Below are 12,900 nucleotides of genomic sequence, written 5' to 3' on the forward strand. Positions count from 1 at the left end.
GCGGTTCACCGGAAGGGCATGGGGCAGCCACTGGACGGCTGCCTAGCGTCTCCTCGGTCGGCCCCGCCGCGCATCCGGTGCGTGGACGGTGACCTGGTTGCCGGCCCCCACCGAGGAGAACCATGTTCCTGACCTACCTCAGGCGCGAACTCACGAACCGCAGGAAGCAGACGGTCATCATCGCGATCGGCATGGCGCTCGCCATCGCCCTCGTGGTGATCGTCTCCTCGATCTCCAGCGGCGTGAAGACCGCGCAGTCGAGCGTCCTGCAGTCCGTGTACGGCGTCGGCACGGACATCACCGTGACCAAGACCGAGACCCCGTCGTCGACGAGCGGCGGGCGCCCGTCCTTCGACTTCGGCGACCAGGGCTCGTCGGGCTCCTCCGGCAGCACGGACCTGTCCCAGTCCCGCCTCGCCGTGACCCGCGGCACGTCCACCCTGTCCGCCGCGAACCTCGCCGCGGTGACGGCGACCGACGGGGTCGAGGCCGCCACCGGCGTGCTGACCCTCGAGAACAGCACGTTCTCCGGCTCGGTCAAGCAGGGCAGCGACAGCAGCAGCAGCAGCAGCAGCGACGGTGCCGCCACCCGGCAGGCCCCGAGCGGTGACGCCGGGACGGGTGGCGGTGGCTTCGGTGGCGGCTCGTTCAGCGTCGACTCCTTCACGGTGACCGGCATCCCGGTGTCCGGCGACACCGTCGGTCCGCTGACGAGCACCGAGGTCACGACGGGCCGTGCGTTCCGGACGAGCGACGCCGGCAAGGACGTCGTCGTGCTCGACGCCGCCTACGCCAAGAGCGAGTCGAAGGCCGTCGGGGACACGCTCGAGATCGGCGGGACGAAGTTCACCGTCATCGGGATCGTCACCTCGACCGGATCGGCGAGCACCACCGGCTCGAACACCTACGTGCCCCTCGACACGGCCCAGGCGCTCGCGGACCTCGACGGCAAGGTGACGTCCGTGTACGTCGCCGCGACCTCGTCGTCCGAGGTCGCAGCGGTGAAGACCGCCCTGCAGACGAAGCTCTCGAGTGCCACCGTGTCCACCGAGGCCGACCTCGCCTCGAGCGTGTCCGGGTCGCTCGCCACGGCATCGAGCCTCGTCGCGAACCTCGGCCGGTGGCTGTCGCTCCTCGTCCTCGCCGCGGCGTTCCTCATCGCGATCCTCTTCACGATCTCCGGCGTCACCCGGCGCACCCGGGAGTTCGGCACCCTCAAGGCCATCGGCTGGTCGAACGGCCGCATCACCCGGCAGGTCGCCGGCGAGTCCCTCGTGCAGGGCCTCATCGGCGGCGTGATCGGCGCCGCGGCGGGGCTCATCGGCATCCTCGTCGTCAACGTCATCGCCCCGACGGTCTCCGCGACCGCCGCGTCCACCACCACACGCGGCCCCGGCTCCGGCGGCATGCCCGGCGCCGCCGCGACGGCCGCGGCAGGGAGCGGCACGACCGGCGGTGCCCCAGCAGGCGGGTTCGGCGGCGGCGCGAGCACCGCGGCGACCACGGACGTCGTCCTGCACGCCCCCGTCACCGTCGAGGTGTTCCTCCTCGCGATCGGCCTGGCGGTCCTCGGCGGACTGGTCGCCGGTGCGCTCGGCGGGTGGCGTGCCTCCCGGCTGCGCCCCGCCGAGGCGCTGCGGAGCGTCGCCTGATGCGCGCGAGCACCCCGACCACCGACCCGACCGATCCGAACGCCTCGACCGAAGCCACCGACACGACCCGAGGAGCCACCGTGACCACCACCGCGACCGCAGCCGACACGGACGACCGGGGCACGGCCTCCCGGCCCGTCTACCGCCTGACCGCCGTGAGCAAGAAGTACCAGCAGGGGAAACGGACCGTCACCGCGCTGTCGGACGTCGACCTGGTGATCCCCGCGGGACAGCTCGTGGCGATCCAGGGGCCGACCGGCGGCGGGAAGTCGACGCTGCTGCAGGTGCTCGGTGCGCTCGACCGGCCGAGCGCGGGATCGGTGGAGCTCGCCGGTCGTGACGTGGCGACGCTCGGGGACCGGGCGCTGACCGACCTGCGGGCCACCGAGATCGGCTTCGTCTTCCAGGGCTTCAACCTGATCCCGACGCTGACGGCGCTCGAGAACGTCGAGACGGCGTTCGCGGGTTCGCTGGCGAAGCAGTCCCGGCAGGAGGTACGCCGCCGCGCGACCGAGGCCCTGCGTGAGGTCGGCCTCGGCGAACGGCTGGACCACCTGCCCGCGGAGCTCTCCGGCGGGCAGCAGCAGCGCGTCGCGATCGCCCGCGCGCTCGTGAAGGACCCGCGGGTGCTCCTGGCGGACGAGCCGACCGGCGCCCTGGACGAGGGCACCCGCGACGAGATCATGGCGATCATCGAGCGGCAGTGGCGCGATCGCGGCCTGACCGTGGTGATCGTCACCCACGACTCGTGGGTCGCGGGGCGCGCCGAGCGCCGGCTGCTCCTGCAGCAGGGACAGGTGCGCGAGCTGACGACACGTCCCTGACGCGCGGGCGGTGCGCCCGTCACCGCCTGGAGGCCCGGTGCCGGTCTCGTGGACCGGCACCGGGCCTCCAGGCGGTCGCGTCCAGGCGCTCGGGCGGGACGATCAGCCGGCGACGGGGTAGTCGCAGTACGCGAACCACGTCGAGTCCGGGGCCCACGGCGGGACGTTGACCGTCCCCTGGCCGCCGTCGAGTGCGACGAGCGTCTCGGGCAGGACCGCGATCCGCGCTCCGCGCACCAGGCTGCCCGGCAGCAACCGGAGCTCCACGCGGTGGTCGGCCGGGTGGCCCTGCACGCCGGGCTCGTACGACAGGTAGAGCAGGTGCGCGCCGTCCGGCGACACGTGCGGGAACCAGTTCACGCGGTCGTCGGCCGTGATCTGCACGGGGTCGCTCGAACCTGCGCGCAGGGACACCAACTGCGCGGTTCCGGGGGTGAAGCGCTCCGAGTTGTACACGAGCACGTCGCCCGCGAACGAGCAGCCGTCCGTCGGGTGCTCGTCCCGCGTCACGAAGGTGGTCGCGCCCGAGGTCGGTTCGACGAGCGCGACGTCGGTCGTCCAGACGCCGTCCTCGGACAGGTCGCCGACGATGGCCGCGAGCGAGGACCCGTCCGGCGCGATGCCGTGCAGGTAGTACTTGCGGGCGACGGGCAGCGCCTGCGCGACGTCGGTGATCTGCTCGGTGGGTCCGCCGGCGGGCAGCGGCACGCGGTACAGCTCGCCGTTCCTGGCACTCACCACCACCGAGGCACCGGACGGGTCGAGCACGTGGTCGTTGTTGATCTCGTCGACGCCGTGCATCGGGACGGGCACGAGCGCGGTCTCGTCGAGCACGGTGTCGTCCCCGGGTGCCGGCAGCGGCAGCAGCCACAGGTCGCCGTTGCCGTTCAGCACGAGGGTGTGCTCGTCGAGCACGTTCGGGGCCTCGACGAGCACGGTGTCGGACGCGAACACGAGCCGCGCGGCCCTGGTGGCGACGTCGTACACGTGCACGCGGCTGGTCTGTCCGGGCAGCAGCTGCCGCCCCCTGGTGTCGCTCATGGGTCCATCCTCCTGGTTCGAGCGGGTCGCTGGTCCTTCTCCGCGAAACACCGGTGTCCAGGCACCGAACCGCGGAAAGTCGCGGCGCGGCACCTGGACACCGGTGTCTGGCGAGGTTTGGTCGGCCCTACTTCACCGCACCCGCGGTCAGGCCGGCGACGAACTGGCGCTGGACCACGAGGAAGGCGATGACGACGGGGATGCTCACCACGAGGCTCGCCGCCATGATCTGGTTCCAGTAGACGTTGGTCTGCGTCGAGTACTGCTGCAGACCGACCGCGAGCGTCTGCCCGTTGCCGTTCGTCATGACCGAGGCGAAGAGGACCTCACCCCACGCCGTCATGAACGAGTAGATGCCGACCGCCACCAGACCCGGGCGGGCCGACGGCAGGATGATCCGGAACAGTGCGCCCATCGGGCCCGAGCCGTCGACCATCGCGGCCTCGTCGAGCTCACGCGGGATCGTCTCGAAGTAGCCCGCGAGCATCCAGATCGAGAACGGCAGCGTGAAGGTCAGGTACGTGATGATCAGGCCGAGCCAGCTGCCGACGAGCTGGATGCCCAGCGTCTGGCCGAGGTTCGTGAAGATCAGGAACAGCGGGAGCAGGAACAGCACGCCGGGGAACATCTGCGTGGAGAGCACCGTCGTGGTGAAGGCGCTCTTGCCCTTGAAGTTCCAGCGCGACACGGCGTACGCGGCGAACGTGGCGATGATCAGCGAGAACACCGTCGCGACCGTGCAGACGACGAGCGAGTTGATGAAGTACTGCCCCAGCGGGACGGTCGACCACATGTCGATGAACGGCTGGAACGTGATCCGCGTGGGAATCCACGTGAAGTCGTTCTGCACGTCACCGAGCGGCTTGATGGCCGTGGTGATCATCACGTAGAGCGGGACGACCGTGAAGATCGTCAGGAGCGTCAGGACGACGACCTTGAAGGACTTGGCGCCGACTGTTTCACGCACGGACGGACCTCCGGTTGGTCACGGCGAGGTAGATGCCGGTCACGATGAGCAGGAATATGAGGAGCAGCACGCTCATCGCAGCGCCGGAGCCGAAGTTCCAGGTGATGAACGACGCGTTGTAGATGTGGAAGCTCAGCAGGTCGGCCGCCGGCGGCTGCGCGGTGGAACCGAAGAGCACGAACGGCGTGTTGAAGTCGTTGAACGTCCAGAGGAACATCACGAGCACGAGCGTCACGTTGACCGGGCGGACCATCGGCAGCGTGATCGAGCGCCACTGGCGGAAGGGCTTGGCGCCGTCGACCGATGCGGCCTCGTACACGTCGGCCGGCACGGACTGCAGGCCGGCCATCAGCATGAGGAACGCGAAGGGCCAGGTCTTCCAGATCGCCACGACGACCACGGCCACGAAGGCGTTGTTGCCGATGAGCCAGAACGGCGCCTGGGCGAACAGGTGCAGCTGGTCGACGAGCAGGTGGTTCAGCGCACCGGAGTCACGCTGGAACATGAACTTCCACGTGATGACGCCGGCGTACATGGGCAGCGCGTACGGCACCAGGAACAAGGTGCGGAACAGGCCGCGACCACGGAACTCCTTCTGCAGGGCGACCGCGGCCGCCATGCCGAAGCCCCACGAGAGCCCGACGACGAGCACGGTGAACGCGCAGGTGATCAGGAACGAGTTGAGGAGCCCACGGCCGATCGCCTGGTTGAAGTCGATCGCGACGGAGTAGTTGTGCAGCCCGGCGAAGGGCGCGGCACCCCAGTTCGCGATGAAGTACTTGGTGAGCTGCACGAAGCTGATCCAGATGCCGACGAGCATCGGCACGATGTGGATGAGCAGCTCGAAGAGGATGGCAGGACCGACGAGGGCGTACGGCAGCCACTGCAGGCGGCGCTTCCCCCTGGGCGGAGGACCCGACAGGGTCGGGGCCTTCGTGTGCGTCAGGTCGATGGCCTCGGAGTCAGGCAGGACCGTCGTGGACATGGGCAGGGCCTTTCGGCGTCAGGAGTTCGAGTCTGGTGATGCGGGGTGGAGGCCCGGGGCGGTCCTGCGGACGCGCCCCGGGCCTCCGGGCTGGGTGTGGATCAGCCGTTCGCCTGGGACACCTGGTCCTGGGCGGTCTGCAGTGCGGACTTGATGTCGCTGGCCGAGACGGTGCCGCCGGTCGCGATCTTGGCGAACATGTCGTTCATCGCCTTGCCGACCGTGGACTCGAACTGGTCCTCGGCGGGCACCAGCGGGAGCGGCTTCGCCTTGTTGTTGTAGATGTCGAGGAACGTCTTCGTCTGCTCGTCGGTGACCGAGTCGGCCGCGGCAGCGAGCACCGGGAGGGCCGAGTACGGCTTGTCGAGCGTGGTCTGCGTGTTCGCGCTCGTCATGTACTTGACGAACTTGAGCGCGCCGTCCTCGTTCTTCGTGTTCTTGAAGATCGAGAGGTTGATGCCGGCCGGGAAGCTGGCGATCTCCTTGCCGTCCGCCGGGGCGGGCAGCGCGACGACGCCGTACTCGTCCGACTTCATCCCGAGGGACTCGATCGTGTTGTTCGCGTTGTTCTGGTTCAGGATGAACGCGGCCTTCTTGTTCGCGAAGTCCGTGACCGACTGGGTCGCGTTGTCGTACTGGGCGTTCGACGGGTTCGCGACCTTGGCGTCCTGCATCAGGTCGAGGTAGCGCTTGATGCCGTCGACGTTGGCCTTCGAGGTGAAGGTCGGCTTGCCGCTCTTGTCGAACCACTCGCCGCCGTTCTGCGCCGAGTTGATGAACGCGAAGTGCGCGTTCTCGGTGTACGAACCACCCGCGAGGCTGAAGCCGTACTTGCCACCCGTGGTGAGCTTCTTGGCGTCGGTGACCAGGTCCTCCCACGTGGTGGGCGGGGTGATGCCGGCGTCCTGCAGCATCTGCTTGTTGTAGTACAGGCCGTAGGCGAGGCCGTACAGCGGGACGCTGGTGACGGTCTTGCCGGGGGCGCCACCGGTGGAGAGCGCGACCTTGCCGAACTTGTCGGACCCGCCGATCGCCTTCATCTCCGAGGCACCGAACTCCTTGAAGGCGCCGGTGGCCTGGAGCGAGGTCGCCCACGTGTTGCCGATGTTGACGACGTCCGGGCCCTGGCCCGAGGTGACGGCCGTCTGGATCTTCGTCTGCAGGTCGTTCCAGCCGATGACCTGGAGGTCGACCTTGATCCCGGTCTCCTTGGTGAACTTCTTGAGGACGGGGGTCAGCACCTCCTTGTCGTTCTGCAGGGAGGTGCCCTGGTTCGACGCCCAGTAGGTGAGCGTCTTGGAGTCGCCCGAGGAACCGGACCCTCCGGCGGAGCAGGCTGCGAGGCCGGTCACGGTGAGTGCCGCGGCCGCGGTGATGGCCAGTGCGCGGATGGCAGTGCGCATGACTCTCTACTTTCTCGTCGTTGAGATGGTGCAAGGGGGTGGTGCTGTGCTCCGGGAGGAGCGGTTCGGGTGCTGCTGTGTTCGGTGGTGCGGTGGTGCGGTGTTCGGTGCTGCGGTGTTCTGCGGGTCAGACCAGGGTCTGTTCCGCGGGGTCCCAGCCTTCGGTGAGGGTCTGGGACGGCGACACGGTGCTCGTCACGAGCACCGCCTCGCCACGTTCTGCTGCCTCGGCGATGGAGACCATCACGTCGAGGACGTGGAAGGCGAGCGCACCGGGGACCCGGTTCTCCTCGCCAGCACGGAGGGAGCGGGCCAGGTCGACCACACCGGTCCCCCGCGAGTAGGTGGACCCGACGGCCGGGATGGTCTCCGGCTCCTCGGAACCGAGCACGTACAGCTCGGTGTCGCCGTCGAAGTCGTTCGGGTCGGGGAAGACGACCGTGCCGGTCTCGCCCGCGATCTCGACGAAGCCGGTCCGGCCCCGGTCGGACTCGAACGAGAAGACGCTCTGCGCGCTCCCGCCGTCCTCGAACTCGATGAGCGCGGAGTGGTTCGTCGGGACGTCCACCGGGAACTCCGTGCCGGCCTTCGGGCCGGAGCCGATCGTGCGCGTGGCACGGGACTTCGACGCGGTGGCCGTGACCTTCTTCACCGGGCCGAAGGCCTGGACGAGCGTGGTGATGTAGTACGGGCCGATGTCGAACAGCGGGCCGGCGCCGTACGCGAAGAGGAACTCGGGGCTCGGGTGCCACGACTCCGGGCCGGGGCTCTGGAAGAGCGTCAGGCCGTTCAGCGGGGTGCCGATGCGGCCCTCGCGGATCGTCCGGAGTGCGGTCTGCAGGCCGGCACCGAGGAAGGTGTCCGGGGCGACGGAGACGGTCACACCCGCTGCGGCTGCTGCGTCACGGAGCTGCGCGGCGCTGTCGCGGTCGAGGGCGTAGGGCTTCTCGCCCCACACGTGCTTGCCGGCGGCGACGGCCTCGAGGGCGACCTCGACGTGGGCGGCCGGGATGGTCAGGTTGACGACGATCTCGATGTCGTCGTCCGCCAGGAGCTCGGCGACGGTACCCGAGGCGGGGACGCCCCACTTCTCGGCCTGGGCAGCAGCGCGCTCGAGGTCGATGTCGGCGATGAAGCGGACCTGCACGTCGGGGAAGACCGTGAGGTTGCCGAGGTACTGGTCCGAGATGACCCCGGCGCCGATGACGCCGACGCCGACGGGGCCGGTCTTCCGGGTGGTCGCGGCGGTGGTGGCCGACGTCGTGTCGGTCGTGGTGTCGGTCATGCGTGTGCTCCCTGCAGGAATGCGTACGAGTCGGTGACGGCCTGGAACACATCACCCTCGTGGTCGTCGAGCTCGATCACGTGCTGGGCGTCCGGTGCCGCGGCGATGATGTCGGCGATCGGCATGATGCCGTTGCCCACGGCGACCTGCTTCGTGTCGTCGTGCGAGCCGTCGCCGTCCTTGACGTGCAGGAACTGGACCTTGTCGCCGTACTTGCCGATGATCGCCACCGGGTCGTCACCGCCGACCGTGACCCAGTAGGTGTCGAGTTCGAGCACGACGTCGTCGGAGAGTGCGTCGGCGAACACCTCGTAGGCGCTGACGCCGTCGATGCGGTTCGAGAACTCGAACGCGTGGTTGTGGTAGCCGAGGGTCAGGCCGTGGTCGGCGGCGCGGGGCGCGAGGGCGCTCAGTTCGCGGGCGATCGCCTCGACGTCCTCGCGGGTGGTCCAGCGGGCCTCGTCGATGTGCGGGTCGATGAGCGTGCCCGTGCCGACCGTGGAGGTGGCGTGGAAGATCTGCTCGAGGTCCTGCTCGCCGGCGTCCAGCAGCCGGGCGTGACCGCTCGGTGCGACGAGGCCGGCGTTCCGCAGGGCGGTCGCGTACTCGTCGGCGCGGTCGACGTAGCCGAAGAGCTCCACGTTCGTGAAGCCGATGCCGGCGATGCGCTGCAGCGTGCCGGGCAGATCGGCCGAGAGCGCGTCACGGACCGTGTAGAGCTGGACCGAAAGCGGTTGGGTCACCGGTGTTCTCCTCGTCGAGTTGGTGCGGGTCGTCACTGACCGAGCGTCACACTACGAGTACTTCTGTCGGTCGTCAAGCAGAAGTCCGCAGACGTTCGACGCACTTCGTTGCGTGGCGCATTCGAAGTGTGTTTCACTCGCACCATGGTCGACTTGGCACGGACGGCAGCGTCGCCTCCGGTCGGGACGAGCGAGCTCTTCCAGATCCTCCGCGACGGTGTGCCGCGGACCCGGTCGGAACTCGCCGCCCTGACGGGAGCAGCACGCTCGACCATCGGCGTGCGCCTGGACGCCCTCATCGACGTCGGGCTGGTCGGCGCGGTCGAGACGGCCGCGTCCACCGGCGGACGTCCACCCGCCCAGGTCGCACTGCGGCCCACGTCCCGCCTGGTCATCGCCGCCGACCTCGGTGCCTCGCACGGCCGCGTCGCCGTGACGGACCTCGTCGCGCAGCCGCTCGCCACCCGCGAGGCCCAGATCGACATCGCCGCCGGCCCCGTCCCCACGCTCTCGTGGCTCGTGCAGGCCATCGACGACCTCCTCGACGAGGTCGGGCGCACCCGCGACGACGTGATCGCGATCGGCATCGGCGTTCCCGGTCCCGTCGAGTTCTCCACCGGACGCCCCGCGAACCCGCCGATCATGCCCGGGTGGGACGGCTTCGACGTCCCCGCGTGGCTCCGGCAGCACATCCAGGCCCACGTCCTGCTCGACAACGACGTCAACATCGCCGCACTCGGCGAACGGGAACACGGCTGGTCGGGCGTCGACCACCTGCTCTTCGTCAAGGTCGCGACGGGCATCGGGTCCGGCATCGTGTCCGAGGGCCGGCTCCAGCGCGGCGCTCAGGGCACCGCGGGTGACATCGGTCACGTGCGGGTGTCCAGCGCCGGCAGCGTCCCCTGCCACTGCGGCAACACCGGGTGCCTCGAGGCCGTCGCCTCCGGCCCGGCGATCGCACGCGCCCTCCGGGCCAAGGGACACGACGTGTACACGAGCGCGGACGTCATCGACCTGGTCACCCGGTCGGACCTCGACGCGATCGGCGCCGTCCGCCAGGCAGGCCGGGACATCGGCGAGGTCCTCGCCACGTGCGTGTCGTTGATGAACCCGTCGGTGATCGTCCTCGGTGGTTCGATCACGCAGGCCGGGGAGCACCTGCTCGCCGGCGTCCGGGAGGTCGTCTACTCCCGCTCGATGCCCCTCGCCACCGAGCACCTCGTCATCGCCCAGTCCCGCGCCGGCGGCATCGCCGCACTGCAGGGAGCAGCCGCCCTCGCCATCGGGTACGCCCTCTCCCCCGCCGGCGTCGACGAGCTCGTGACCTACGCCGAGGGCCGGGAGCTCGTGTCCTGACCGCGCGCCGGTTCCGGCACGTCGGTGCGCGGGTGGAGAATCATCAGGTGACGATCGTGCAGCCCACCCTGTGGGACAGTCTGGAGGCCCTGGCCGGCTCCGACGCGTCCCCGGCGGACGCGCACACCCCGCCGATCCGACGGGACAGCTTCACAGCGCTGCGCGGGCACACCGAGCGGATCGTCGCGCACTCCTCGGACCGCGTCGCCTGGCTGCGCGCCCGGGCCATGGGCATCACCGCCACGGACGTCGCCCGGCTGGCGTCGCTCCGCGCGGTGGAGGCCGTCGTCACCGACAAGCGGTACGGCTCACGGTTCTCTGGCAACGTCTACACCGAGCACGGCAAGGACCGCGAGCCCGTCCTCGCCGCCTGGGTCGCCGCCACCCACGGGATCCTGCCGTCGGCGCACCTGTTCCACGCCGCGGCCAACCGAGCGCACCTCGCCACCCCGGACGGCGTCGGGCACGACCGCGACGGCCGACTCCTGCTCGCCGAGATCAAGACCACGTCGAACGGCTGGAAGCGCATCCCCCGCCACTACCTCCGTCAGGTGTGGTGGCAGCAGTACGTCCTCGGCGCCGAGCGCACCCTGTTCGTCTGGGAGAAGCACGACGACTTCGTGCCCGTCGCCGACGAGCCCGAGTGCCGGTGGATCGACCGCGACGACGACCAGATCCGTGGGCTCGTCGGACTCGCGGACATGGTCCTCGACCGGCTCAGGGACGCCCGCTAGACCCGGATCAGGCGGAGTCGACTCATCCCGACCACCAGGATCCCCATCAACCCGATGAACACCGCGACGCCGAGGCAGTACAGCGCGACGACGCCGTACCCCTGCGCCGGGTCGAGGAACGGGTACGGCACCCACCCGTCGGTCGCACCACGGATCAGGACCACCACGAGCCAGACGGCCGGGTAGATCAGGAACAGCCAGACGTGCCGCAGCAGCAGGCGCGCCCGGTCCGAGAACAGCAGCCAGTCGAGGACGGCGTACACGGGGAGGACCCGGTGCAGGACGTCGTTCGACCACTGCACCGTGAACGACTGGTCGAGCGACGCGTGCACGAGCAGGGTGTTGTAGACGATGCCGGTCGTCGCGATGTAGACCGTCGACGCACCGCGGAACACCGATGCACCGAGCCCCTCGCGCTGCCGTTTCGCCGCCGACACCAGCGTGACGGCCAGCGCCACCGCGATGAACACGTTCGACTGGATCGTGAAGTACCCGAAGAAGTTGAACGGGTTGAAGGTCGGACTCGCGATGCTCCGCAGGAACTGCGCGACGATCGCGGCGACGACCAGGACCACGGCGACGAGCCGGAGGGTGTTGACGAACGTGCGCACGCTGCCACGTTAGTGGGCAGGACGCACGAACGCCCCGGACCGATGTCGGTCCGGGGCGTTCGTGGTGATCAGATCAGGACGATCAGATGCTGTTGACGTCGAGCGGGATGCCCGGCCCGAAGGTCGTCGAGACGGCGCCCTTCATGACGTAGCGGCCCTTCGAGGCGCTCGGCTTGAGGCGGTTGATCTCCTCGAGCGCGGTCGAGATGTTCTCGTCGAGCTGCTCCGGGGTGAACGAGGCCTTGCCGACGACGAAGTGCACGTTGGAGTGCTTGTCGACGCGGAACTCGATCTTGCCGCCCTTGATGTCGTTCACGGCCTGCGCGACGTTCGGGGTCACGGTGCCGGTCTTCGGGTTCGGCATGAGGCCACGCGGGCCCAGCACCTTGCCCAGACGACCGACCTTGCCCATGAGCTCGGGGGTCGAGACGGCGGAGTCGAACGAGGTGTAGCCCTCGGCGACCTTCGCGATGAGCTCGTCGCCACCGACCTCGTCGGCGCCGGCGGCGATCGCGGCCTCGGCCGCGGCGCCCGTCGCGAAGACGATGACGCGGGCGGTCTTGCCGGTGCCGTGGGGCAGGATGACGGTGCCGCGCACCATCTGGTCCGCCTTGCGGGGGTCGACGCCGAGCTTCAGCGCGACCTCGACCGTGGAGTCGGTCTTCGCAGAGCCGGTCTCCTTGGCCAGTGCGACGGCCTCGGTCGGGGTGTAGAACTTGTCGGCCTGGATCTTCGCGGCCGCGGCCTGGTAGGCCTTTGACTTCTTCGCCATGGTGGTCTCCTTGCGAGATACGTGGTTGGCGAGCCGGCGAGGCTCTCCCACGGAAGGGTGTCTGGGGTGTGTGCCTGAGGCGGTGAGGCCTAGGCCTCGACCGTGATGCCCATCGAGCGTGCGGTGCCGGCGATGATCTTCGCGGCCTGCTCGATGTCGTTGGCGTTCAGGTCGGCCTGCTTGGTCTCGGCGATCTGACGGACCTGGTCCATCGAGATCTTCGCGACCTTGACCGTGTGCGGGGTCGCGGACCCCTTCTGCACACCCGCAGCCTTCTTGATGAGCTCGGCGGCCGGCGGGGTCTTGAGGATGAACGTGAACGAACGGTCCTCGTAGACGGTGATCTCCACCGGGACGACGTTGCCGCGCTGCGACTCGGTCGCGGCGTTGTACGCCTTGCAGAACTCCATGATGTTCACGCCGTGCTGACCGAGCGCGGGACCGATCGGGGGTGCCGGGTTGGCGGCGCCCGCGTTGATCTGCAGCTTGATCAGGCCCGTGACCTTCTTCTTCGGTGCCATGTTCGC

The 12,900-nt window shown here is 69.4% G+C and carries 13 protein-coding genes; 4 read left to right on the top strand and 9 right to left on the bottom strand.

Translation table 11 applies throughout. From position 1 onward, the window contains the following. Positions 1 to 122: 122 nt before the first annotated feature. Positions 123 to 1,652, top strand: a complete 1,530-nt coding sequence (locus tag ITJ68_RS14600; RefSeq protein WP_194662201.1) for an ABC transporter permease — start codon at positions 123 to 125, stop codon at positions 1,650 to 1,652. Further along, entirely contained in the window at positions 1,652 to 2,476 is an 825-nt protein-coding gene (locus ITJ68_RS14605; protein WP_194662203.1) for an ABC transporter ATP-binding protein, read from the top strand. The genes ITJ68_RS14600 and ITJ68_RS14605 overlap by 1 nt, the downstream gene beginning before the upstream one ends. A gap of 102 nt (positions 2,477 to 2,578) precedes the next feature. On the opposite strand, the gene ITJ68_RS14610 is transcribed toward ITJ68_RS14605, so the two are convergent. The 6 genes from ITJ68_RS14610 to ITJ68_RS14635 form a co-directional block, all read right to left on the bottom strand. After that, positions 2,579 to 3,517, bottom strand: coding sequence for a TolB family protein (locus ITJ68_RS14610; RefSeq protein ID WP_194662204.1), 939 nt, complete (start codon positions 3,515 to 3,517; stop codon positions 2,579 to 2,581). A 127-nt stretch (positions 3,518 to 3,644) separates the two neighbouring features. After that, the gene (locus ITJ68_RS14615; RefSeq protein WP_071270201.1) at positions 3,645 to 4,484 is read right to left on the bottom strand and encodes a carbohydrate ABC transporter permease; all 840 of its coding nucleotides are present in this window, start codon (positions 4,482 to 4,484) and stop codon (positions 3,645 to 3,647) included. Beyond that, a complete protein-coding gene (locus ITJ68_RS14620) occupies positions 4,477 to 5,469 on the bottom strand; it encodes a carbohydrate ABC transporter permease (RefSeq protein WP_194662205.1) in 993 nt (330 codons plus the stop codon). The genes ITJ68_RS14615 and ITJ68_RS14620 overlap by 8 nt, the downstream gene beginning before the upstream one ends. Positions 5,470 to 5,570: 101 nt before the next feature. Continuing rightward, the gene (locus ITJ68_RS14625) at positions 5,571 to 6,872 is read right to left on the bottom strand and encodes an ABC transporter substrate-binding protein (protein ID WP_194662206.1); all 1,302 of its coding nucleotides are present in this window, start codon (positions 6,870 to 6,872) and stop codon (positions 5,571 to 5,573) included. A gap of 127 nt (positions 6,873 to 6,999) precedes the next feature. After that, positions 7,000 to 8,157: a Gfo/Idh/MocA family protein gene (locus ITJ68_RS14630; RefSeq protein WP_194662207.1), complete on the bottom strand. Its 1,158-nt coding sequence runs from the start codon at positions 8,155 to 8,157 to the stop codon at positions 7,000 to 7,002. Then, a complete protein-coding gene (locus tag ITJ68_RS14635) occupies positions 8,154 to 8,900 on the bottom strand; it encodes a sugar phosphate isomerase/epimerase family protein (protein ID WP_194662208.1) in 747 nt (248 codons plus the stop codon). Before ITJ68_RS14635 ends, ITJ68_RS14630 begins: the two co-directional genes overlap by 4 nt. A 144-nt stretch (positions 8,901 to 9,044) precedes the next feature. Here ITJ68_RS14635 and ITJ68_RS14640 point away from each other — a divergent pair, with 144 nt between their 5' ends. Beyond that, a complete protein-coding gene (locus ITJ68_RS14640) occupies positions 9,045 to 10,256 on the top strand; it encodes an ROK family protein (RefSeq protein WP_194662209.1) in 1,212 nt (403 codons plus the stop codon). 47 nt (positions 10,257 to 10,303) lie between these two features. Next, positions 10,304 to 10,990, top strand: a complete 687-nt coding sequence (locus tag ITJ68_RS14645; protein ID WP_194662210.1) for a YqaJ viral recombinase family protein — start codon at positions 10,304 to 10,306, stop codon at positions 10,988 to 10,990. On the opposite strand, the gene ITJ68_RS14650 is transcribed toward ITJ68_RS14645, so the two are convergent. The 3 genes from ITJ68_RS14650 to rplK form a co-directional block, all read right to left on the bottom strand. Next, positions 10,987 to 11,601: a Pr6Pr family membrane protein gene (locus tag ITJ68_RS14650; protein ID WP_194662212.1), complete on the bottom strand. Its 615-nt coding sequence runs from the start codon at positions 11,599 to 11,601 to the stop codon at positions 10,987 to 10,989. The two genes, ITJ68_RS14645 and ITJ68_RS14650, sit on opposite strands and share 4 nt — an antisense overlap. Before the next feature lie 82 nt (positions 11,602 to 11,683). Next, on the bottom strand, positions 11,684 to 12,373 hold the full coding sequence (rplA, locus tag ITJ68_RS14655; protein ID WP_071270183.1) for a 50S ribosomal protein L1: 690 nt from the start codon (positions 12,371 to 12,373) through the stop codon (positions 11,684 to 11,686). Positions 12,374 to 12,462: 89 nt separating this feature from the next. After that, positions 12,463 to 12,894 (bottom strand): 50S ribosomal protein L11, encoded by a 432-nt coding sequence (rplK, locus tag ITJ68_RS14660; protein WP_071270180.1) that lies wholly within the window; start codon positions 12,892 to 12,894, stop codon positions 12,463 to 12,465. Positions 12,895 to 12,900: the final 6 nt, after the last annotated feature.

Source organism: Curtobacterium sp. VKM Ac-1395 (assembly GCF_015350975.1).
In the GTDB taxonomy this organism is placed as follows: domain Bacteria; phylum Actinomycetota; class Actinomycetes; order Actinomycetales; family Microbacteriaceae; genus Curtobacterium.

What these genes read in the sequence shown, in the direction of transcription:
- ITJ68_RS14600 (WP_194662201.1), top strand. Translation starts at nt 123, where the DNA reads ATGTTCCTGACCTACCTCAGGCGCGAACTCACGAACCGCAGGAAGCAG.
- ITJ68_RS14605 (WP_194662203.1), top strand. Translation starts at nt 1,652, where the DNA reads ATGCGCGCGAGCACCCCGACCACCGACCCGACCGATCCGAACGCCTCG.
- ITJ68_RS14610 (WP_194662204.1), bottom strand. Translation starts at nt 3,517, where the DNA reads ATGAGCGACACCAGGGGGCGGCAGCTGCTGCCCGGACAGACCAGCCGC.
- ITJ68_RS14620 (WP_194662205.1), bottom strand. Translation starts at nt 5,469, where the DNA reads ATGTCCACGACGGTCCTGCCTGACTCCGAGGCCATCGACCTGACGCAC.
- ITJ68_RS14625 (WP_194662206.1), bottom strand. Translation starts at nt 6,872, where the DNA reads ATGCGCACTGCCATCCGCGCACTGGCCATCACCGCGGCCGCGGCACTC.
- ITJ68_RS14630 (WP_194662207.1), bottom strand. Translation starts at nt 8,157, where the DNA reads ATGACCGACACCACGACCGACACGACGTCGGCCACCACCGCCGCGACC.
- ITJ68_RS14640 (WP_194662209.1), top strand. Translation starts at nt 9,045, where the DNA reads ATGGTCGACTTGGCACGGACGGCAGCGTCGCCTCCGGTCGGGACGAGC.
- rplA (WP_071270183.1), bottom strand. Translation starts at nt 12,373, where the DNA reads ATGGCGAAGAAGTCAAAGGCCTACCAGGCCGCGGCCGCGAAGATCCAG.
- rplK (WP_071270180.1), bottom strand. Translation starts at nt 12,894, where the DNA reads ATGGCACCGAAGAAGAAGGTCACGGGCCTGATCAAGCTGCAGATCAAC.